General features: G+C 45.8%; 23 protein-coding genes and 3 tRNA genes. 15 read left to right on the top strand and 11 right to left on the bottom strand.

Going from position 1 to position 20,280, the window contains the following annotated elements:
- The first annotated feature begins 10 nt into the window (after nt 1-10).
- Nucleotides 11-967, top strand: coding sequence for a LysR family transcriptional regulator (locus NGM44_RS06895; RefSeq protein WP_253222998.1), 957 nt, complete (start codon nt 11-13; stop codon nt 965-967).
- Here the strand turns inward: NGM44_RS06895 and NGM44_RS06900 are convergent.
- Nucleotides 958-1,752 carry a hydroxymethylpyrimidine/phosphomethylpyrimidine kinase gene (locus tag NGM44_RS06900; RefSeq protein ID WP_253222999.1) on the bottom strand — a complete coding sequence of 265 codons (795 nt, stop codon included), beginning with the start codon at nt 1,750-1,752 and terminating at the stop codon, nt 958-960. The genes NGM44_RS06895 and NGM44_RS06900 overlap by 10 nt on opposite strands.
- A gap of 338 nt (nt 1,753-2,090) precedes the next feature.
- Between NGM44_RS06900 and NGM44_RS06905 the strand changes: the two genes are divergently transcribed.
- The 3 genes from NGM44_RS06905 to NGM44_RS06915 all read left to right on the top strand — a co-directional run bounded on the left by NGM44_RS06905 (nt 2,091) and on the right by NGM44_RS06915 (nt 3,193).
- A tRNA-Ser gene (locus tag NGM44_RS06905) sits at nt 2,091-2,182 on the top strand.
- 129 nt (nt 2,183-2,311) lie between these two features.
- A tRNA-Arg gene (locus NGM44_RS06910) sits at nt 2,312-2,388 on the top strand.
- A gap of 184 nt (nt 2,389-2,572) precedes the next feature.
- Nucleotides 2,573-3,193, top strand: a complete 621-nt coding sequence (locus tag NGM44_RS06915; RefSeq protein WP_253223000.1) for an RDD family protein — start codon at nt 2,573-2,575, stop codon at nt 3,191-3,193.
- A 104-nt stretch (nt 3,194-3,297) separates the two neighbouring features.
- Here NGM44_RS06915 and NGM44_RS06920 read toward each other — a convergent pair whose 3' ends face one another.
- From NGM44_RS06920 to NGM44_RS06935, 4 genes are all read right to left on the bottom strand, one after another.
- Complete coding sequence (locus tag NGM44_RS06920) at nt 3,298-3,876, bottom strand: hypothetical protein (RefSeq protein ID WP_253223001.1); 579 nt, start codon at nt 3,874-3,876, stop codon at nt 3,298-3,300.
- On the bottom strand, nt 3,876-5,288 hold the full coding sequence (hemN, locus tag NGM44_RS06925) for an oxygen-independent coproporphyrinogen III oxidase (RefSeq protein WP_253223002.1): 1,413 nt from the start codon (nt 5,286-5,288) through the stop codon (nt 3,876-3,878). Before hemN ends, NGM44_RS06920 begins: the two co-directional genes overlap by 1 nt.
- A 224-nt stretch (nt 5,289-5,512) precedes the next feature.
- Nucleotides 5,513-5,589, bottom strand: a tRNA-Pro gene (locus NGM44_RS06930).
- Between the two features lie 157 nt (nt 5,590-5,746).
- Complete coding sequence (locus tag NGM44_RS06935; RefSeq protein WP_253223003.1) at nt 5,747-7,216, bottom strand: aminotransferase class III-fold pyridoxal phosphate-dependent enzyme; 1,470 nt, start codon at nt 7,214-7,216, stop codon at nt 5,747-5,749.
- A 325-nt stretch (nt 7,217-7,541) separates the two neighbouring features.
- Between NGM44_RS06935 and NGM44_RS06940 the strand changes: the two genes are divergently transcribed.
- On the top strand, nt 7,542-8,132 hold the full coding sequence (locus NGM44_RS06940; RefSeq protein ID WP_253223004.1) for a hypothetical protein: 591 nt from the start codon (nt 7,542-7,544) through the stop codon (nt 8,130-8,132).
- A gap of 231 nt (nt 8,133-8,363) precedes the next feature.
- Here the strand turns inward: NGM44_RS06940 and NGM44_RS06945 are convergent, their stop codons facing one another.
- The 6 genes from NGM44_RS06945 to gatC form a co-directional block, all read right to left on the bottom strand.
- Complete coding sequence (locus NGM44_RS06945) at nt 8,364-8,645, bottom strand: hypothetical protein (protein WP_253223005.1); 282 nt, start codon at nt 8,643-8,645, stop codon at nt 8,364-8,366.
- A gap of 28 nt (nt 8,646-8,673) precedes the next feature.
- Nucleotides 8,674-9,117: a hypothetical protein gene (locus NGM44_RS06950; RefSeq protein ID WP_253223006.1), complete on the bottom strand. Its 444-nt coding sequence runs from the start codon at nt 9,115-9,117 to the stop codon at nt 8,674-8,676.
- Nucleotides 9,118-9,178: 61 nt separating this feature from the next.
- Nucleotides 9,179-10,648, bottom strand: a complete 1,470-nt coding sequence (gene gatB, locus NGM44_RS06955) for an Asp-tRNA(Asn)/Glu-tRNA(Gln) amidotransferase subunit GatB (protein ID WP_253223007.1) — start codon at nt 10,646-10,648, stop codon at nt 9,179-9,181.
- A 13-nt stretch (nt 10,649-10,661) separates the two neighbouring features.
- Nucleotides 10,662-11,198: a GNAT family N-acetyltransferase gene (locus NGM44_RS06960; protein WP_253223008.1), complete on the bottom strand. Its 537-nt coding sequence runs from the start codon at nt 11,196-11,198 to the stop codon at nt 10,662-10,664.
- 21 nt (nt 11,199-11,219) lie between these two features.
- Complete coding sequence (gatA, locus tag NGM44_RS06965) at nt 11,220-12,698, bottom strand: Asp-tRNA(Asn)/Glu-tRNA(Gln) amidotransferase subunit GatA (RefSeq protein WP_253223009.1); 1,479 nt, start codon at nt 12,696-12,698, stop codon at nt 11,220-11,222.
- A gap of 54 nt (nt 12,699-12,752) precedes the next feature.
- A complete protein-coding gene (gene gatC, locus NGM44_RS06970) occupies nt 12,753-13,043 on the bottom strand; it encodes an Asp-tRNA(Asn)/Glu-tRNA(Gln) amidotransferase subunit GatC (protein WP_253223010.1) in 291 nt (96 codons plus the stop codon).
- 186 nt (nt 13,044-13,229) lie between these two features.
- On the opposite strand from gatC, the gene NGM44_RS06975 reads away from it, so the two are divergent.
- The 10 genes from NGM44_RS06975 to rpsC all read left to right on the top strand — a co-directional run bounded on the left by NGM44_RS06975 (nt 13,230) and on the right by rpsC (nt 20,280).
- On the top strand, nt 13,230-13,874 hold the full coding sequence (locus NGM44_RS06975; RefSeq protein WP_253223011.1) for a nucleoside triphosphate pyrophosphatase: 645 nt from the start codon (nt 13,230-13,232) through the stop codon (nt 13,872-13,874).
- A gap of 99 nt (nt 13,875-13,973) precedes the next feature.
- Entirely contained in the window at nt 13,974-15,590 is a 1,617-nt protein-coding gene (locus NGM44_RS06980; protein WP_253223012.1) for an Rne/Rng family ribonuclease, read from the top strand.
- 556 nt (nt 15,591-16,146) lie between these two features.
- Complete coding sequence (gene rpsJ / locus NGM44_RS06985; RefSeq protein ID WP_003656991.1) at nt 16,147-16,458, top strand: 30S ribosomal protein S10; 312 nt, start codon at nt 16,147-16,149, stop codon at nt 16,456-16,458.
- Nucleotides 16,459-16,510: 52 nt separating this feature from the next.
- Nucleotides 16,511-17,149 carry a 50S ribosomal protein L3 gene (rplC, locus tag NGM44_RS06990; protein ID WP_078254914.1) on the top strand — a complete coding sequence of 213 codons (639 nt, stop codon included), beginning with the start codon at nt 16,511-16,513 and terminating at the stop codon, nt 17,147-17,149.
- An 11-nt stretch (nt 17,150-17,160) separates the two neighbouring features.
- The gene (gene rplD, locus NGM44_RS06995; RefSeq protein ID WP_078254913.1) at nt 17,161-17,763 is read left to right on the top strand and encodes a 50S ribosomal protein L4; all 603 of its coding nucleotides are present in this window, start codon (nt 17,161-17,163) and stop codon (nt 17,761-17,763) included.
- Nucleotides 17,760-18,089: a 50S ribosomal protein L23 gene (gene rplW / locus NGM44_RS07000; protein ID WP_078254912.1), complete on the top strand. Its 330-nt coding sequence runs from the start codon at nt 17,760-17,762 to the stop codon at nt 18,087-18,089. Before rplD ends, rplW begins: the two co-directional genes overlap by 4 nt.
- Nucleotides 18,090-18,100: 11 nt before the next feature.
- Nucleotides 18,101-18,928: a 50S ribosomal protein L2 gene (gene rplB, locus NGM44_RS07005; RefSeq protein ID WP_078254911.1), complete on the top strand. Its 828-nt coding sequence runs from the start codon at nt 18,101-18,103 to the stop codon at nt 18,926-18,928.
- Between the two features lie 12 nt (nt 18,929-18,940).
- On the top strand, nt 18,941-19,216 hold the full coding sequence (gene rpsS / locus NGM44_RS07010; RefSeq protein WP_036364316.1) for a 30S ribosomal protein S19: 276 nt from the start codon (nt 18,941-18,943) through the stop codon (nt 19,214-19,216).
- A 9-nt stretch (nt 19,217-19,225) separates the two neighbouring features.
- Nucleotides 19,226-19,555: a 50S ribosomal protein L22 gene (rplV, locus tag NGM44_RS07015; RefSeq protein ID WP_253223013.1), complete on the top strand. Its 330-nt coding sequence runs from the start codon at nt 19,226-19,228 to the stop codon at nt 19,553-19,555.
- A gap of 2 nt (nt 19,556-19,557) precedes the next feature.
- Complete coding sequence (rpsC, locus tag NGM44_RS07020) at nt 19,558-20,280, top strand: 30S ribosomal protein S3 (RefSeq protein ID WP_253223014.1); 723 nt, start codon at nt 19,558-19,560, stop codon at nt 20,278-20,280.

Raw genomic sequence — 20,280 nt, forward strand, 5'->3', positions numbered from 1 at the left:
TGGCATAACCATGACTGATATTAGAACCCTGGACCTAAACTTACTCAAAGCCTTTGTGGTGTTGCTTGATGAATGCAATGTCAGCCGTTCCGCCCAGCGATTATCCATCACACAACCTGCGATGAGCGGTATTTTAAACCGCTTGCGAGAGAGTTTTCACGACCCTTTATTTGTGCGTGTACAGCACGGTATGCAACCGACCGACCGAGCACTGCAGCTTGGGCAAATCGCCAGAAAAATCCTAAACGATGTCAATACCATGCTCCAACCACCGCAGTTAGAGCCTGAACATTTGCATATGACCGTACGCATTGGTGCGATGGATTATGTACAACAAATCATTGCTTTACCGCTGATTTTGCGGTTAAGACGGCTTGCTCCTAATGTCAAAGTGGCATTATTACCCACACAAAATCAATCGGTTAAAAGTTTATTTGAGCAAAATAAAATAGATTTGGCATTGATTAGCGAGCAACATCTCACCGCCGATATGCCCCAAACCAAACTGTATGATGAGCGCTATGTGTGTGCCATGAGCAAAACGCACCCGATGGCAAATCAGCCTTTGTCTTTGGAACAATTTTGTGAATTGCCGTTTGCCATGTTGTCGTACAATGGTGGCGAATTTAGCGGTGCGACCGACATCGCCCTACAAAAATTGGGGCGCAAGCGTAAAGTGATGGTGTCGGTCAATCATATTTCGCTGTTACCGCAACTATTGCAAGATTCAGATTTGGTAGCGGTATTGCCAGAACATTTAGCGAAAACTTTGCCGAATGTGCATTTGCAAGCACCGCCGATTGATGTGGACGGTTTTACCATGATGATGGCGTGGCACGAACGCACCGAGCAAGATGTGGCGCATGAGTGGCTGCGGCAGATTGTCACAGATGTAATGCGAACGCAGCGACATCAGGGCAGTCATGAGACAGGCGCCATGATGTCGGCAGGTGTCAATCAGACATGAAAAAAGCGATTCGGCATCATCTGCGCGTCGCCATCATCAGGGTGGGGGATGTCGGCGTATTCTAGCGTACGATGAATCCATGCATCGGCATGGACGATGGCATCAACGAGATCATCGCCCATGGCAAGCTTGCCGGCGATGTGACTGGCAAGCGAGCAGCCCGAGCCGTGATATTCACCGATCAGTCGTGGCACTAGGCTTGTGTGTTCGATTTGTCCGTTGATGTACAAAAATTGCTCAATATCACCCGTTTGATAATCGTGTGAAGTCTTGACCAAGACTGCTTTGACGCCTTGATCATTGAGATATTTGGCGGCATCGTGCAGATCATCGCGACTGCTGAGCGCACGGATTTCATGGGTGTTTGGCGTGATTAAGGTGGCGTGGGGTAATAGCTTGCCAAAGGCTTTGACCAGTGTTGCAGGATCGCCAAGGCTACCGCCAGAATTGGCAACCAGTACAGGGTCAAGTACATAAGGCGTGCCGTGTCTGATCACGCGAGTGTCGAACAGCTCAGCGATAGCATGGATATTCTCCACTGTGCCCAGCATTCCTGATTTGATGGCTTGCACGGGCAGGTCGTTCAGCACGGCTTTTGCTTGCTCGATGAGCAGCGCCGATGATACTGGCTCAAAGCCAAAGACCTTTTGCGAGCTTTGTACGGTGATGGCGGTGCAGGCAATGGCGGCGTGCGCTCCTGTTGCACCGATGGATTCGATGTCGGCTTGTAGGCCTGCGCCCCCAGATGGATCAAGCCCCGAGAAGCATAATACGGTCGGTCTCATGTGATAATCCTTGATGTTGTTGTTTGTAGTGGTTTTATCGCTTTATAAATAGCCAATACATGATGGCAAGTTCTTGTAGAATATTGTAGCAAAATTTCGCTGCTGTGCGTGATGATTGGCAGAATTTGCATAAAAATTTTGGCGGAATTTGTGGCAAGTTTTGATTGGTCAATCAAGATGGCTGCTTGAAAATACACGCTTTGGGCGAATTTTAAAAATTTTCACAAAAAACGCTTGCATTCTTGCCAATCTTTGCTATAATTATCGCCCACAACGACAAGCGAAATCATCATTGATGATCTAAGATAAATATAGCAATTTATCTGAGCCAAGCGTTCGGTGAAGTGGGTGAGTGGCTGAAACCAGTTCCCTGCTAAGGAACCATACCTAATTACGGGTATCGAGGGTTCGAATCCCTCCTTCACCGCCATTTATTTTCTCAAGTTTTGATCGATATTAAAACCGAAAATAAATTAAAAAAAGTGCTTGACATACAAAATAAACACTGTATAATAGCCGCCACAACGAACGATGTTGAATAACAAAGTGAGTTGAATCCGCACCCGTAGCTCAGTTGGATAGAGCACTTGGCTACGAACTAAGGGGTCGGGAGTTCGAATCTCTCCGGGTGCGCCATATTACGAAAATCACCGAAATCAATGATTTCGGTGATTTTTTTTGCGTTTTATCATAGGTATTGGGCAGGTGTCGGGATAGGCATTGTGCAAGTCATTTGCACTGCTGGGCTTCGATTGCCAATTTCCCCAAATCCTTGCTTTTATGCTACAATAATCCCATCTTTTTCATTGTGATTGCATCCATGTCAAAACACACCAAGACCCAAGCCGTACAAACGTCCATCACCGAAACACCTACCGTTGCCAAGCCGTTGGTGCGACTGTCTGCCATCGTCTATGATGGTATGCTGATTTTGGCGATGTTGTTTTTGGTGGGGGCGGTGTTGTCCGTGGTCGGTACGCTGCTATTTTTGGATGTGGGGACAACCTCTCAGGATGCCAAGGCGTTGCCGCTGTGGTATCAAAACGGCGTGATGACACCTGCGTTTGTGCTGACTTTGGTGGGGTTTTATGGGATTTTTTGGCGTAAGTCGGGGCAGACCTTGGGTATGCAGACTTGGCGACTAAAGACTGTGGATGCCCATGGGCAGCTGCTTAGCTGGGGGCAGAGCTTTATGCGGATCATCAGTGCCTGCCTTGTGCCTGCCCTGTGTGCGGCGGTTGGTGCGTTTATCCATGGGTCGAAGCTTGCGATTTTGTTGGCGGCGTTTTTGGGTTTTTTGTTCAATTTTTTGTTTTGTGTGTTTAACACTCGGGGGCTTGCGGTGCATGATATGCTGTCAAACACCATCACGCTCAAAGTGCCAAAAATCGCCCACGAAACCCTATGGCAAAGCCTAAAACGCCGTAAATCAAAAAGCTAGATATGCCAAAGCCGTTGTCATCAACGGCTTTTTTGTGGGCGGTGTATTTATTTAAGAATTGGGCAAGAGTTACCGTGCAAGTCCTGCGATTATCACTGTCTAAATTATATGTTATCTTTGCGTGCAAGCCACTTTTTGCTTGTTAAATACCAGCCAGTCCACAACCCATGTTCGCTGTATTGTTTTTTTAGAGTATAAAGATATTGATCATACGCATAATCATAACCATCAATATCTGTATATTCCCAAGCGGTGATGACGAATTGATCATGCGATAATTGCTTGATGCTGTCAATGTGACTATATGAGATCAACTCACCTTCATCACCAAAGGCAAAATGATCGTCTAAGACCAAAAAATGATCAGTATACCTTTTAAACACTGTGGTAATAAAGTATTGGGCTGAATGATTGCTTCCTTGGCAGCCTATATCACCATGCCAGAACACATAATATGTAGTTTGTTTGGGGGTGTCGTCTGTATGTATTTCTTGATTAACCAAAAACACATCTTTGAGCGTCGTCTCAACGCCTGAGTTGCTTCTTTCGAAAGAATGGTTGCAAGCTGTTAAATTGGCATAAGCTTTCATCGTGTCATAGACGGCGTTTTTCTCCGAATTAGCATAAGCATTAACTGAACAGAATATACAAATCAGCAGTAGCAAGTAATTTAGAGTTTTCATTAAATCACCTTCGAAAATCTTCCTTGGTGCTTTTGGCTCAGATATTCATCAAACACCATCGCCACATTACGCCCAAGAATACGCCCCTTTGGTAAAATAGTGATGCCATCTTGATCAATCTGCACCAATCCATCAGCCGCCATGTCGCGTAGCGTGGCAATCTCATCGGCAAATACTTGGGTGGGCTCGATGCCAAACCGCTCACGCAAATAGCCAAAATTCATATAGTCATGGCAGAGTAGATTCATGATGACATGACGACGCAGCTCGTCTTTGGCATCGCTTTGGATATGCTTCACGGCAGGCAGCTTGCCATCGGCGATAGCAGCTTGATAATCGGCAAGCGCGGTCGGGTTCTGGGTGATGTGCGCACCGATTTGACTGATGGCGCTGACGCCAAAGCCGATCAAATCACACTCGCCCAAGATGGCATAACCCTGAAAATTACGATGAAGCTCCCCATTTCGCTGGGCGATCGCCATCTGGTCGGTCGGCTTGGCGAAATGATCAATGCCAATGTACTGATAGCCTGCCGCCCCAAGCGCGGTGATGATATTGCCAAACATCGTAAGCTTATCGGCGGCACTTGGCAGATCTTCATCACGAATGCGGCGCTGTGCGGTGAATCGCTCGGGCAGATGCGCATAATTGAACACCGACAAGCGATCAGGTGATAGGCGAATGATCTCGCGGATGGTCGCATTCATGCTGTCGATGCTCTGGTGTGGCAAGCCATAGATCAGATCGATATTGGTCGATTGATAACCCAGTCGGTTCGCTTCGTTCATCACAGCGGTGATGAGTGACAAAGGCTGCACGCGATTGACGGCGATTTGGACTTTTTCGTCCAGATCCTGCACGCCGAAACTCAAGCGATTAAAGCCAAGATTACACAGAATTTCTAAAGTATTTTCACGAAGTTCTCGCGGATCAACTTCGATGGAATAATCCCCATCAGCAGCAAAATCAAACTCTGCGTGCAGAAATTCCCATAGCTCGACTAGCTCATCATCGCTCAAAAATGTCGGCGTACCACCGCCCAGATGCAGCTGCTTGACGATGCTGCCAGCAGGCAGCAGGGATTTCTTATGGCGAATCTCTTTAAACAGATATTCTAAATAATCACCAGCATCGCTGTTTTTCTTGGTGATGATTTTGTTGCAGCCGCAGTAGTAGCATAGATGATGACAAAATGGAATGTGAATGTACAAAGACAGCGGCACAGTGGCATCACGATTTTTGAGAATATCAGCTTCCATGCCATCTGCCATCGGGGCAAATTCCAGTGCGGTCGGATAGGAAGTATAGCGTGGGCCTTGGCGGTTGTATTTTTGAATCAAGGCTTCATCAAACTCAATACCGTCAAAATGCTTGGCGGTGCGGTTGGCGTAGGGATGGTGGGTGGATGTCATGCCAAAACCTTATAAAATATAGGGAATTGGCATATTATAGCGGAAATTGGCACATTGGACAATCAGACCAATGGATAAGTAAAAGGGTATTGGGATGGGTTTTGATACCAATAATTTTCATTGCTGAATGGTGCTTTATATTGCTGCATAATACACATAAAACGGCTAAAAGCCTTGAAAATAAAGGGGTGTAGCACATTATGCAACACCCCTAAATTATTGTTTGGTCGGAATGATAGGATTTGAACCTACGACCCCTTGCACCCCATGCAAGTGCGCTACCAAGCTGCGCTACATTCCGATGTGCCTATTGTAGCCGATTTTGCCGAATTGACAAGGGGTTTGGGGAAATTTTTCGCCATTATTCTGATTGATCGAGCAAGCATAAAACAAGTCCTGCTAAGTCCAAGTGGGGTTTAGCAGGGCTTGGATTGATGAATGATTATTGTGCCAATGACTTAAGCCATCGCAACCAAGGCTTGCTCAAGCTTATCAATCACCAAATCCAGTTCAGCATCACGGATACCAAACTGTGGCGTGAATCGCAGGGCATTTTGACCACCATGAATAACACCAATGCCGTGCAAGCGTAGCCACTCTTCGACACTGCCTGTGCCATAGGCTTTGTAGCGTGGATTTAGCTCACAGCTGAACAGCAGCCCTGTGCCTTGGACATTGGTGATGACATCGCCAAGCTTGGCTTGTAGAGCGGTAAGCTTAGTAATCGCTTGTTTGCCTTGATGGACGATATTGGCGCGCACATCATCTGTCATACCAGCCAGCACCGCACAGGCGACATCCAGTGCTCGTGGATTGGTGGTCATGGTGTTGCCGTACAGTCCACGCTGATATTCACCGCTGGCATAGTCGGTCATGGCTAGGATGGATAAGGGGAATTGCCCTGCATTGATGGCCTTTGAATAGGTCTCAAAATCAGGTGGTTCAATGCCCTCAAATTCAGGCGAATCCACAATCGACAGATAGCCTGTGGTACGCAGACCTGCTTGGATTGAGTCGATGAGTAGCAGACTACCATGCTCACGGGTCAAGGCTCGTGCAGCATCATAAAATGCTCGTGGCACACTACGCCCTGGGTTGCCTTCGCCCATCACAGGCTCCATCAGCATCGCTTCGATGAACCAGCCGTTGGCATCAGCATCGGCAAAGACCGCCTTGAGTGCATCGATGTCATATGGTGCGACGGTGATGACGCTGTCTTCATCTTTGTAGCTGGCCAGATATTTGTCATAGCTACTACGGCTTGAATTTGAGTACAGAGCAGGGCGGTCGGTGCGTCCGTGAAATGAGCCTTTGATGGTCAGACGCTTGATGACTTTACCGGCATGGCGGGCCCCTGCGTCGGTTTGGCGTTTGGCATGAGCATCGATGATGCGTGTAGCAAGTCCGACCGCTTCTGAGCCTGAGTTTAGGCACATAAAGCCAGTATAAGGACAGCCGTTTTGGGTTTGTCCGATTTCCTGTTTGAGTGCTTGAATGAGCCGATATTGGGCGAGATTTGGCGTCATGATATTGGCGGTGACTTGTGGTTTTGCCATCGCATCGATGACGGCATCAGGCGTATGCCCAAAACCAAGCATCCCATAGCCGCCGGTATCATACAGCACCGCACCTTTGAGCGTGACAATCCACGAGCCACGAGCAGATAGGGCAACATAAGGATTGACAGCATCACTGGCATAAAAATTGACAAAGCCGTCTTGGATGGCAGCAATCTGCGCTTGCTCATCCAGTGCTAATAGCTCGGGATGTTGGGCTTTGATGTCTTGATAGCGAGCCAGTGCATCCGTGATGGCTTGGGTGAGTTCGGGTGTAAAGCTTGCAAATCGCTCAATGCTTGCATCATCTAGTCCTGTGCAGAGCATACCCTCATGCGAACGCAACACGGCTAAATCATGTAATACTGACATAATTTCCACTCCTTGGCTGTCTAAGTTATCTATTAAAATTTTTTGGAATTTATCTCCAAACTTTTTGTCAGTGTATCATGAAATATAACCAAAGACAGCTTTTGGGGCGGAAAATTTGTTATGCTGTAATGCCAAAAAGTTGTGGGCGGTTGGTAGCTGTGCCTAAGTTTTAACCAGTCTAGCAACACAACCACCCATTTTTTTGATTAAAATTGCCATCGTTTTATATGCGCTATATAATAAAAAACATCAAAAGACGGATGATGGGCGTGCATTGACTTATTTTGGTTAAAAGAGTTTGACCAAAATTCACAAGGAGTAAGTTATGTATTTTAAGAAAATGATGTTAGTATCTTTTTTTGCTTTGTTATCTTGCAATATTAGCCATGCACAAAATCAAGATTGGGATGAGTCACTAATCGAAGTATATGTCACAGAGTTTGATATCAGTCGTGAAGAAGCGACTAGAAGACTAGATTTAATCAGTCATAGCCAGCCCATTATTGATGAGATGCAGGCGAAATTTGGCGATGATATTGTATCCATTTATTTTGATAACAACGGCGAGTTTCGGTTGGTGGTGAGAACCACTGTGCAGGGTGCGGATTTAACAGAGCTTAGAGATCTGCAAGGCACTCAAAATAAGCTACCTGTGGCAATCTTAAAAAATAATTCCAATAATGCTCAAGCCATTGCCAATATTATCGCAAATAACAGTGTGGCACTTGCTAAGCGTATAGATGGGTTTGCCATGATGGGTTATGATCCTATTAAGGATAGAATAATCATCAGTATTTATGAACCAGATGTCGATCGACAGAATATGCTCAAGAACGATCAGTCGATTAAGAAGATATCAGGAATTGAGACAGAAATAGAATTTCTTATAGAACCGTTAAAGAAATTTTGCCCATAAGCCAAACCAAATATGGTAGATTTGTATTTTTATATAAATAAAAAGCAATAAGTCCCAAACACACAGTATTTGGGGATTAGTTGATTAACCAATCATTTTGTCAGTGTGTCATGAAATATAACCAAAGACAGCTTTTGGGGTGGAAAATTTGTTATGCTGTAATGCCAAAAAGTTGTGGGCGGTTGATAATTATTCTAAGGTCGGTGGTAAAGCGTTTATTGCATAACAATGCTAATCAATTTTCTTAATCCATTGATATTTTGGTTCAATCGGATAAATATCGTATTCAGCATTCAAAAATTTCTCTACAAAAGATTTATTCCCGCCAATAAATGTATAGGGTATATCGTGATTAGTTGCGATAACCCATGTTTCACTCTTGTCAAACAGCATGCTTGGCTGTGTAGCTATTTTTGAATACTGTTGCACTTCTTGATGTGTTAATATCTCGCCTTTAAATAATAGCTCGGATATGTTGCGATTATCGTATTCTGAATGACAGATAATTTTCAAAAGTTCATAATAATAGTAGATGTCATTATTAACCAATTTTTTTTAGAGTATTGATAATAAAGTTATATTGCACATCAGAACATTCACCGTTTGATAAATACAGTAAATTGTATTTTGAAAGACGAGATATTTTGCAATTGTTTTCCATTAACTCACCTTCCATACGATACAAATCATTCGCATGATCCAATTTAATATCGTCGTTTGTTAATACGCCAAATGCTTTAAATGCTGACTTTCTGTTATTGGTTTTTGGTTCTATGTATTGCTCATGTTGATGATAACCAATTGGATGTAAAATGATTGCATAACTTTCAAAATGATGTGGAATGATATTGACAAGCGTCCAATAATAATCATTCAATGATGGGTAATTATTTTGAAATTCTGGGTACATTTGATGCCTAGAAAAATCAAATGATAAAAATTGTGGTAATTTATCATTGGATTGGCACAATTTTTCTTTCGACATAAGAATCCTTAAACTCACTCTAATAAAAGCCCCAAACACACAGTATTTGGGGCTTAGTTGATTAACCAATCAGCTTTTTCATCAGTTCATTGACTTGGGCTGGGTTTGCCTTGCCACGAGACGCTTTCATCACTTGACCGACCAAGCCGTTAAAGGCTTTTTCTTTACCGCCTTTATATTCATCCACCATCGCTTGGTTGTTTGCCAAGACTTCTTTGATGATGGCTTCGATGGCGCCAGTGTCGGTTTCTTGTTTGAGTCCGTGCTCCGCGATGATGTCATCGGCTGATTTGTCAGATTCCCACAGATAGCCGAACACTTCTTTGGCGATTTTGCCACTGATGGTGTTATCGGTGATGCGAGCAATCATCCCTGCCAGACGCTCGGCACTGATTGGGGATTGACTGATTGTCAGCTCATTTTTATTGAGTGCGCCTGACAGCTCGCCCATCACCCAGTTGGCGGCGATTTTGGCGTGTTGATTGCCGGTGATAGCAACGACTTCCAAGAAATAATCGGACAATTCACGGCTGCCGTTTAACACATTGGCATCATAGGTAGATAGTCCAAATTCATTCACAAATCGCTCTTTACGCACGCTTGGCAGCTCTGGCATATCGGCTTTGACTTTTGCCAAAGTTTCATCACCAATCACCACAGGCAATAGGTCGGGGCAAGGGAAATAGCGATAGTCATTGGCTTCTTCTTTGGTGCGCATCGCACGGGTTTCGTCACGCTCAGGGTCGTATAGGCGAGTGGCTTGCACGACTTTACCGCCGTCTTCGATGACATCGATTTGGCGTTCGATTTCTGATTTGATGGCACGCTCGATGAAGCGGAATGAGTTTAGGTTTTTAAGCTCACAGCGTGTGCCAAATGGCGTATTTGGCTTGTGTACTGAGATATTGATATCAGCACGGAACGAGCCTTCTGCCATAATCGCATCACTGATGCCTAGCCAAGTGACCAATTCATGAATGGTCTTGACATAGGCGACCGCCTCGCCAACCGAACGCATATCAGGCTCAGAGACGATTTCGATGAGTGGCGTGCCAGCACGGTTTAAGTCCACACCTGTCATGGCTGGTACAGCGTCATGCACCGATTTGCCTGCATCTTCTTCTAGGTGGGCACGGGTGATACCGATGCGTTTGGTGTACTCGTCTTTTTGTCCTGCATTGACTAGGATGTCAATATAGCCTTTGCCGACGATGGGATTTGCCATTTGGGTGGTTTGATAGCCCTTTGGCAAATCAGGATAAAAATAGTTTTTGCGGTCAAAGGTATTGTACATACCCAGTTCAGCATTGACGCCTAGACCGAATTTGAGTGCACGCTCAATCACGCCTTCATTGAGCACAGGCAAAGCACCTGGAAAGCCCAAATCAACGATGGTGGCTTGGGTGTTTGGCTCTGCACCAAAAGCGGTGGGTGCATTTGAGAAAATTTTACTTTCGGTGTTTAATTGGCAGTGAATTTCAATGCCGATGACGACTTCATAGCCGTCGATAAGTGGAGCTTGATTGGTCATAGTGGTTCTCTTTTCAATTGGTGTCTGATGGATTTTTGGTTCTCGCCATCATATATAAATCGCACAGCTTGCCATCACGATAGGCGTAGTTTTGCAGCGTGCCTTCGTTGATAAAGCCAAATTTTTCATACAAAGCAATCGCAGGCGTGTTATCGGTATAAACTTGTAATTCCAGTCGGGATAAGTCAAGCCAATTATCCGCCAAGTCAACGATGGTCTGCATCAGCATCGTGCCGATGCCTTGTCCGTGACTGTCCGCGCTGACGGCGATGACGATTGAGCCTGCATGACGGCGACGCATGGCGGTCTCGATGGTCAAGGCGACATTACCCACGATGCGATATTCGTCATCATTATCAAGCAGTGCTACGAATGAATGCACATGGCTTGGGATGGCAGATAGCCGTTTCTCCCAACTGTGTAAGGACTGACTGGGTAAAGCAAGCGTCTGACGATAGACTTCAGGCTGTCTGTATAAGTCATAAAGTCCTTGATGGTCGTAGGGTTCGGTTGGTCGAACCACGATGTTTGTGCTGATTGCTTTGCCCATGTCCTTATCCTTGCTTATCGATTAGCCGATGCTTGGTGCTGCTTTATGAAAGTCAGTCACTTGCTGATATGCATCGGTGACGCTTAGCAGTTTGCCTTCTTGCCAATGATTACCAATCAATTGCAAGCCCACTGGCAAGCCTTGTTTATCAAAGCCAATCGGATGGCTGATGGCAGGCAGACCAGCTAGGTTTACACCGATGGTATAGACATCGCCCATATAGATTTCAGATGGGGTTAGGCTGGCACCGATTTGATAGGCAGTGGTTGGTGCTGTTGGCGTTGCGATGACATCGCAGTCGGCGAATGCTTTGGCAAAATCTTCGGCAATCAGACGGCGTACTTTTTGAGCTTTGACATAATACGCATCAAAATAACCTGCCGATAGGGCATAAGTCCCCATGATGATGCGGCGTTGTACTTCGGCACCAAAGCCTTCGGAGCGAGAGCGGGTGTATAGGTCTTGTAGATCTTTTGGATTGTCACAGCGATAACCAAAACGCACGCCATCAAAGCGAGACAGGTTTGAGCTGGCTTCGGCAGGGGCAAGCAGATAATAAGTCGCCAGCGTAATCTCAGGGCTGGTCAAGTGGATATCGACCAGTGTCGCGCCTAGGGCTTCGTATTGGGCCAGGGCAGCTTTGACGGTGCTTGAGACTTCATCGTTTAGACCTGCACCGAAGTATTCGGTTGGCACACCGATTTTTAGACCTGCCAATGGCTTATCGGCGACTCGTGATGCGTGGATTTCAGTGACCCAATCAGGGACATCTTTGGCGATGCTGGTTGAGTCTTTGGCATCATAGCCTGACATGGCTTGGAGTAGATAGGCGCAGTCTAGGGCAGATTTACCAAATGAACCTGCTTGGTCAAAGCTTGATGCATAAGCGATCATGCCATAGCGTGAGACACGGCCATAGGTTGGCTTGATGCCTGTGATACCACAGAAGCTGGCTGGCTGACGGATTGAGCCACCGGTATCCGAGCCTGTCGCCACTGGTACTAGGCTTGCTGCCACGGCTGCGGCTGAGCCACCAGATGAGCCACCTGGTACATGGCTAAGATCCCAAGGGTTATGCACAGCACCATAATAAGATTTTTCGTTATCCGAACCCATGGCGAACTCATCCATGTTCAGCTTGCCTAGGCTGATAAAGCCTGCGTTGGCGACATTGTCCACCAGTGTGGCATTGTACGGCGAGACGAAATTGTATAGCATCTTTGAGCCACAAGTGGTCAAGACGCCTTGGGTGCACAGATTGTCCTTGTGTGCCATCGGTACGCCCAGTAGGGCACGAGTATCGCCACCAGCACGCAGTGCATCCGCGGCTTTGGCTTGTTCTAAGGCTTGTTCGGCGGTGACGGTGATGAAGCTGTTTAGATCTTTATTTAAAGTATCAATACGACCCAGTAAATGCGTGGTCATCTCAAGACTGCTAAAGTCTTTATTGGCAAGACCTGTCGTGATCTCGGCAACAGATAAAGTGTGTAGGTTTGACATGGTTTATGCCTTCAATATTTTTAAATTTATAAGTGACAATCCAGTGGCAAGCGATTATTCAATCACTTGTGGGACAAGATACAGACCATCTGCCGTGCTTGGCGCTACCGATTGATTGGCGGTGCGGTCGATATCGGTGGTTGGGATATCTGCACGCAAGGTTTGGCTAGATTCGTGGATATTGGCAAGTGGGGCGATGCCGTCGGTATCTACTGAACTTAGGATATCCATCATGCTTAGGATTTTGCTGATGTCTTTGGCGTAGTCGGCTGCTAAGTTATCATCCACTTTTAGGCGTGCCAAATTGGCTACCGATAGGATATCGTCCGAGGTAAGTTGGCTCATGGTTTTTCCTTGAGTTAAAAACTTGAGATAAAAATAACAAAAAAATCAGCACCATTGTACCATAGCTTGCCATGAGTACAAAGCGATGGATAGAAATCTGTGCTGATGAGATTTGATTTGACCCATGCCATGAAAAGGTGGATAATTGCCACAATTTTTATCGGTCATTTATTGGACGCATCCACCATGAACACAGCCGCACGCCCAGCCATTATCCTAGCATCGACATCACCACGCCGTAGAGAGCTACTGAGCCAAGCAGGGATCGAGTTTATGGCGGTGGGTGTGGAGATTGATGAGTCGTGGCTGGCAGGCGAGTCGGCAGATGCCTATATTCGCCGTATGGTGATGACCAAGGCAGATGCGGTGATGACGGATGCAACTTTGCCAAGCGAGTGTATTGTCATCACTGCCGATACCATTGGTGTACTTGATGATGGTGAAGTCTTGACCAAACCTGTGGATCAGGCGGATGCCTATCGGATGTGGGATCGATTGTCGGATACGACGCATGAGATATGGACGGCGGTGTGCTTGACACGATTATCACAGGGAGAGCGCATAGATCAGCAGTATTTGTGCGAGCGTACCGAAGTTGAGTTTATCAAGCTTAGCGATACCGATAAAGCTAGCTATTGGCAGACAGGCGAGCCGCAGGATAAGGCAGGCGCATACGCCATCCAAGGCGGTGCAGCAGCATGGGTGAGTGCGATTCGTGGCAGCTATACCAATGTGGTTGGGTTGCCATTGGCGCAAGTAGTACAAAAAATCAAAGCAATGCAAGGCTTGGCTGTCGCCAATGATAGACTAATCAATCATAATAAGCCCTAAGCCAGCCTTAATTTGCGTTCACCTTGCATAAATCGGCAATATCGCTTACTATAATCGATAGCGATAAAGAATTTGAAAATTATAAAAATTGAGTAAAAAATGTCAGAAGAGTTATTGATTAATTATACGCCGATGGAATCTCGGGTGGCGGTCTTGACCGATGGTGTGACGAGCGAAATACTGATCGAACGCCACCAAAAATTGGGCTTAGTGGGTAATATTTATCTGGGTACGGTGGTACGAGTGCTACCAGGGATGCAGGCGGCGTTTGTGGATATTGGTCAGTCACGGACGGCATTTTTGCACGCCAATGATATGCAAAAACCCAAACGCATGAATGACAGCCCCGATGAGATTGTCCAAACGCCCATCACACGCCTAGCTATCGCACACAGCCCAGCACAAAGCAGTGAGCTTGAGCAAGGACATAGTGCTGTCACCGATGTCAAATCACTGACCATCTCCAAAAAACCCACGCCAAGTACCGATCTGATTCAGTATCGTCTCAGAGAAGGTGACCGCATTTTGGTACAAGTCATCAAAGATGAGCTTGGCACCAAGGGTGCGCGTTTGACCACCAATATTTCATTGCCATCTCGCTATCTTGTGTATTTACCGACCAGTGATGAATATGTCGGTGTGTCAATCCGCATCGAAGAAAGTGACGAACGCACACGCCTAAAGAACGAATTGACCAAGTTATTACAATCGGCAAATCTCAAAGGCGGACTGATTGCCCGTACTGCTGCCGAAAAGGTGAGTGAGATTAAGCTTGAAGAAGATATCTATTATTTAGTGCAACTGTGGCGGACGATTTTGACACGACAAGCTGCCGCCAAGCTACACTCAAACAAAAAATCTGAGCTGATCTATCAAGAGCTGTCCTTGCCATTTCGCTGTATCCGTGATTTGGTCAACGAAAAAACCACCAAGGTGCTGATCGACCACGAAGCGGTCTATCATGAAGTGGCACATTTTGCCCGTGAATTTGTCCCATCGATTGCACCGATGGTCGCGCATTATGCAGGTGAAGTGCCATTATTTGACTTATATCGTGTCGAAGAAGATGTCCAAAATGCCCTAAAACGCCGTGTCGATCTCAAATCTGGTGGCTATCTGATTATCGATCAAACCGAAGCGATGACCACCATCGATGTCAATACAGGCTCATATGTCGGCGCTCGCTCGCTCGAAGATACAGTATATAAGACCAACCTTGAAGCCACGCAGGTCATCGCTCGCCAAATCCGCCTACGAAACTTAGGCGGGATTATCATTCTTGATTTTATTGATATGCTCGAAGAAGCGCACCGAGCCGATGTCTTGGCAAGCTTACAAGAGCAACTCAGCCACGATTATGCCAAGACCAATATCACACAGGTGAGTGAGCTCGGTTTGGTTGAGATGACTCGCAAACGCACCCGTGAATCACTACCACAGCAGCTGTGCGAGCCATGTCCGGTCTGCGAAGGCAAGGGCTATATCAAGACCGCCGAGACCATCTGCTTTGAAATCTTTCGTGAAATCATGCGTTATGCACGCACCTTTAATGCACCGCGACAGTTCACCGTCATCGCACATAGTGCCGTGATTGATTTGATGCTCTCAAGCGAAGCGAACACCGTTGCTGATCTGGAATATCTGATTGGTAAACCAATCCGTTTTGAAATTGAACCTTTGTACCAACAAGAGCAGTATAATATTGCACTTGATTGATTAATATTTTGTAGTAAATCACAAAAAGTGATTGGTTAAATTAATGTTGGTTTAAATATTAATACATTTATTAAATTAATAAATGTATTAATATGCACAATCAATGATAACGGCAGTGACAAATTGATTAAAATTTAACCAAATTCAACACTTTGTTTGCCTTTTGTAAAATCCACAAAAAACTTAGCGAAAAACGCACAAAAAGCCAATAAATACCTTGCATTGTGCCAATTTTCGTGTATAATACACGCCATCATTGTATTGCGTTGCGCTTTTGATGGCACACATTGCCAAACAAATCAAAAGTTTACTTCATGAATGAACTAAAGTTCAACAGTTGAGGAAGTACCAAGTCAACGCCACAGCCGAAGCATCGTTTTTGGCACTATTGAACAAAACACCCCTGCTACCAGCATTTCTATGCAAGGTTGGCAGGGATAGGATTATTTTGTTTTCAGCTTTTCGAGAACAAATTTTAACGGTTTAACTGAAGTCTAAAACGCAATAAACGCATAGATGGAAGTTTTAAAAAGCACTTAATTAGGAGCTTGTTGGCATGGCTAACCAGAGAATCCGTATCCGACTAAAATCGTTCGACCATCGTCTGATTGACCAGTCGGCACAAGAGATTGTCGATACTGCAAAGCGTACAGGTGCACAAGTTTGCGGTCCTGTACCGTTGCCGACTCGTATTGAGCGGTTCAACGTATTGACATCACCACACGTCAACAAAGACGCTCGTGACCAGTACGAAATTCGCACCCATAAGCGTATGATCGACATCGTGCAACCAACTGACAAAACTGTTGATGCACTGATGAAGCTAGATCTAGCTGCTGGTGTTGATGTTCAGATCGCTTTGGGCTAATGAACATAAGTCTGGTTTGAACTATTAACTTTTAATATAAATGAGGTCTAAAATGGCGATTGGTTTAGTCGGTAAAAAATGCGGCATGACCCGAGTCTTCACTGAAGCAGGCGTATCTATCCCTGTAACAGTGGTTGAGGTTGATGCCAACCGCATCTCGCAAATCAAAACAGTAGACACCGATGGCTATAACGCGATTCAGATCACCACTGGTGAGCGTCGTGACAGCCGCGTAACTGCTGCTCAAAAAGGACACTTCGCAAAAGCTGGCGTAGCCGCTGGTCGTGGTGTTTGGGAATTCCGCGCAGAAGAAGCTGACCTAGAAGGTCGCGAAGTTGGCGGCAATATCCTAGCTGATATCTTTGAAGTTGGTCAGTTGGTTGATGTGACTGGTCAAAGCAAGGGTAAAGGTTTCCAAGGTGGTGTGAAGCGTCACAACTTCCGCACTCAAGACGCAACTCACGGTAACTCTGTTTCTCACCGTGTATTGGGTTCTACAGGTCAAAACCAAACCCCAGGTCGCGTTTTCAAAGGCAAAAAAATGCCAGGTCAAATGGGTAACAAGCGCGTTACTGTTCAAGGCTTGGAAATTGTTTCAGTTGACGCCGAAAAAGGTGTACTAGTCATCAAGGGTGCTGTTCCAGGTGCCAACGGTGGCGATGTTATCGTACGTCCGTCAGTTAAAGCCTAAGGGGATTAAACGTGAATTTAAAAACTGTTACAGGTGCAGCGGTTGAGCTTTCAGAGGTCGCATTTGGCCGTGAGTTCAATGAAGCCTTGGTACATCAAGTAGTGACCGCTTATTTGGCTGGTGCTCGTCAAGGTACTCGTGCACAAAAAACTCGTGGCGAAGTTTCTGGCGGTGGCAAGAAGCCATGGCGTCAAAAAGGTACTGGCCGTGCGCGTGCTGGTTCTATCCGTAGCCCAATCTGGGTTGGCGGTGGTCGTGCATTCGCTGCTAAGCCACAAGACTGGTCACAAAAAGTGAACCGTAAAATGTACCGCGGTGCAATGCAATGCATCCTAGCTGAGCTAGTACGCCAAGAGCGTTTGGTATTGGTTGACGAGATCTCTGTATCTTCACCAAAAACCAAAGAATTGGTTGCTAAATTGGCTGGTCTAAATGCACCACGTGCGTTGATCGTTACTCACGAAGTTGACGAAAACTTGTACCTAGCTGCACGCAACATCCCATATGTGAATGTATTGGGTACTCGTGAAGTTGATCCAGTAAGCTTGGTTTCTTTTGACAAAGTAATTATGACTGTTGAAGCAGCCAAACAATTTGAGGAGACACTTGCATGAGCAACGCAAGACTATATCAGGTACTAAAAGCACCTGTATTTTCAGAAAAATCTCAACGCCTAGGCGATACCCTTGGTGTGCAGGTTTTCAAAGTTGATGGCAAAGCTACCAAAAAAGAAATCAAACAAGCTGTTGAGCTAATGTTTGAAGGTGTTGAAGTTGTTAAAGTAAACACGCTAAACATCAAAGGCAAAACTAAGCGTTTTGGCCGTGTTGTTGGTAAGCGTAACGACATCAAAAAAGCGTATGTAACCCTAAAAGCTGGTTCAGACGTACAAATCGGTGCTGGTGAAGAAATCACTAGTGAAACAGCGACTAACGAATAAGGATTAACAAAATGCCTATCGTAAAAGCAAAACCTACATCACCAGGTCGCCGCTTTGTTGAGAAAGTAGTGCATCCACACCTTTACAAAGGTCGTCCATATGCACCGCTTGTTGAATCAAAAGCTAAAACTGGTGGTCGTAACAACAACGGTCGTATTACTACTCGCCACATCGGTGGTGGTCATAAGCAACACTATCGTCTAGTTGACTTCAAGCGCAACAAAGATGGTATCCCAGCTGTTGTTGAGCGTATCGAATACGATCCAAACCGTACCGCACACATCGCACTACTTAAGTATGCTGACGGTGAGCGTCGCTACATCATTGCGCCAAAGAAATTGAGCGTAGGTGATCAAGTAGTATCAGGTGAAGCAGCACCAATCCGTCCAGGTAACTGCTTGCCACTTAAAAATATTCCTGTTGGTACCGTGATCCACAACATCGAACTAAAAATCGGCAAAGGCGCGCAAATCGCTCGTTCAGCTGGTGCAGCAGTTCAGTTGCTAGGTCGTGATGGTGCTTATGTGATCGTTCGTTTGCGTTCAGGTGAAACTCGCCGTATCCACGCTAACTGCCGTGCGGTTATCGGTGAAGTATCAAACACTGAAAACAACCTAAAATCACTAGGTAAAGCAGGTGCAGCGCGCTGGCGTGGTGTTCGTCCTACCGTTCGTGGTACTGCGATGAACCCGATTGACCACCCACACGGTGGTGGTGAAGGCCGTAACTTCGGTAAGCACCCAACCAGCCCATGGGGTCAGAAAGCTAAGGGTCTTAAGACTCGTTCTAACAAGCGTACTGACAGTATGATCATCCGTCGCCGTCGTGCCAAGAAATAAAGGAAAAGTTTCATGCCTCGTTCATTGAAAAAAGGTCCATTTATCGATGCGCATTTGTTTGCCAAGGTTGAAGATGCTCTAGAAAGCAACAACCGCAAACCGATCAAAACTTGGTCACGTCGCTCGATGATTCTACCACAAATGGTAGGTCTAACCATCTCAGTTCACAACGGCCGCACTCATGTGCCAGTAATTGTGAACGAACAAATGGTTGGTCATAAACTAGGTGAATTCGCTCCGACCCGTTCATATCGTGGTCATGGCGTTGATAAGAAATCTAAGAGATAAGGTGCTACCATGGAAGTAACTGCAAAATTACGTGGTGCCGCCATTTCGGCACAAAAAGTAAGATTGGTTGCGGACGAAGTTCGTGGTAAGCCAATTGAACGCGCTTTAGACATTCTTACCTTCAGCAACAAAAAAGGTGCTAAATTGGTTAAGAAATGCCTAGATTCAGCGATTGCTAACGCTGAGCACAACAATGGTCTTGACATCGACAAGCTTCGTGTTACTACCATCTATGTTGATGAAGGCATCACTTTGAAGCGTATTATGCCCCGTGGCAAGGGTCATGCTCATCGCATCAGCAAACGCACTTGCCATATCACTGTTAAAGTAGGGGAATAATCATGGGTCAAAAAGTACATCCAATTGGTATCCGTCTAGGCGTGATCAAAAAGCACAACGCTAACTGGTATGCAAGTCCAAAGCAGTACTCTGAGTATCTGCTAAACGACTTCCAAGTTCGTGCTTTCCTACGCAAAAAACTTGAAGGTGCAATGGTAAGTCACATCAATATCGAGCGTCCTACTGGTGCAGCAAAAATCACCATTCACAGTGCTCGTCCTGGTGTCATCATTGGTAAAAAAGGCGAAGATATCGAAAGCCTACAAAAAGAACTAACCAAATTGATGGGCGTACCTGCACAAGTCAATATTCAAGAGATTACTTCACCAGACCTAGACGCTCGTCTAGTAGCTGAAGGTATCTCAAGCCAGCTTGAGCGTCGTGTGATGTTCCGTCGTGCGATGAAGCGCGCTGTTCAAAACAGTATGCGTTCTGGCGCACAAGGTATCAAAGTTGAACTATCAGGTCGTCTAGGCGGTGCTGAGATCGCTCGTACTGAGTGGTATCGTGAAGGTCGTGTGCCACTACACACACTTCGTGCTGATATCGACTATGCAACAGTTCGTGCAGAAACTACTTACGGTACTATCGGTGTTAAAGTTTGGATTTTCCGTGGTGAAATCCTAGATGGCATGAACAGTGCTTACAACCCAGTGGTTGAAGATAAAGCACGTGCACCAAAACGCCGTGGCCGTACTAACCGCCGCAACACAGACAGAGGTTAA

The organism is Moraxella sp. FZFQ2102 (assembly GCF_024137865.1).
Taxonomy (GTDB): Bacteria; Pseudomonadota; Gammaproteobacteria; order Pseudomonadales; family Moraxellaceae; genus Moraxella.

Bases quoted from the DNA above. Each gene is read 5' to 3' on its own strand.
- NGM44_RS06895 (WP_253222998.1), top strand. From the start codon at position 11: ATGACTGATATTAGAACCCTGGACCTAAACTTACTCAAAGCCTTTGTG.
- NGM44_RS06900 (WP_253222999.1), bottom strand. From the start codon at position 1,752: ATGAGACCGACCGTATTATGCTTCTCGGGGCTTGATCCATCTGGGGGC.
- NGM44_RS06915 (WP_253223000.1), top strand. From the start codon at position 2,573: ATGTCAAAACACACCAAGACCCAAGCCGTACAAACGTCCATCACCGAA.
- NGM44_RS06920 (WP_253223001.1), bottom strand. From the start codon at position 3,876: ATGAAAACTCTAAATTACTTGCTACTGCTGATTTGTATATTCTGTTCA.
- hemN (WP_253223002.1), bottom strand. From the start codon at position 5,288: ATGACATCCACCCACCATCCCTACGCCAACCGCACCGCCAAGCATTTT.
- NGM44_RS06935 (WP_253223003.1), bottom strand. From the start codon at position 7,216: ATGTCAGTATTACATGATTTAGCCGTGTTGCGTTCGCATGAGGGTATG.
- NGM44_RS06940 (WP_253223004.1), top strand. From the start codon at position 7,542: ATGTATTTTAAGAAAATGATGTTAGTATCTTTTTTTGCTTTGTTATCT.
- NGM44_RS06950 (WP_253223006.1), bottom strand. From the start codon at position 9,117: ATGTCGAAAGAAAAATTGTGCCAATCCAATGATAAATTACCACAATTT.
- gatB (WP_253223007.1), bottom strand. From the start codon at position 10,648: ATGACCAATCAAGCTCCACTTATCGACGGCTATGAAGTCGTCATCGGC.
- NGM44_RS06960 (WP_253223008.1), bottom strand. From the start codon at position 11,198: ATGGGCAAAGCAATCAGCACAAACATCGTGGTTCGACCAACCGAACCC.
- gatA (WP_253223009.1), bottom strand. From the start codon at position 12,698: ATGTCAAACCTACACACTTTATCTGTTGCCGAGATCACGACAGGTCTT.
- gatC (WP_253223010.1), bottom strand. From the start codon at position 13,043: ATGAGCCAACTTACCTCGGACGATATCCTATCGGTAGCCAATTTGGCA.
- NGM44_RS06975 (WP_253223011.1), top strand. From the start codon at position 13,230: ATGAACACAGCCGCACGCCCAGCCATTATCCTAGCATCGACATCACCA.
- NGM44_RS06980 (WP_253223012.1), top strand. From the start codon at position 13,974: ATGTCAGAAGAGTTATTGATTAATTATACGCCGATGGAATCTCGGGTG.
- rpsJ (WP_003656991.1), top strand. From the start codon at position 16,147: ATGGCTAACCAGAGAATCCGTATCCGACTAAAATCGTTCGACCATCGT.
- rplC (WP_078254914.1), top strand. From the start codon at position 16,511: ATGGCGATTGGTTTAGTCGGTAAAAAATGCGGCATGACCCGAGTCTTC.
- rplW (WP_078254912.1), top strand. From the start codon at position 17,760: ATGAGCAACGCAAGACTATATCAGGTACTAAAAGCACCTGTATTTTCA.
- rplB (WP_078254911.1), top strand. From the start codon at position 18,101: ATGCCTATCGTAAAAGCAAAACCTACATCACCAGGTCGCCGCTTTGTT.
- rpsS (WP_036364316.1), top strand. From the start codon at position 18,941: ATGCCTCGTTCATTGAAAAAAGGTCCATTTATCGATGCGCATTTGTTT.
- rplV (WP_253223013.1), top strand. From the start codon at position 19,226: ATGGAAGTAACTGCAAAATTACGTGGTGCCGCCATTTCGGCACAAAAA.
- rpsC (WP_253223014.1), top strand. From the start codon at position 19,558: ATGGGTCAAAAAGTACATCCAATTGGTATCCGTCTAGGCGTGATCAAA.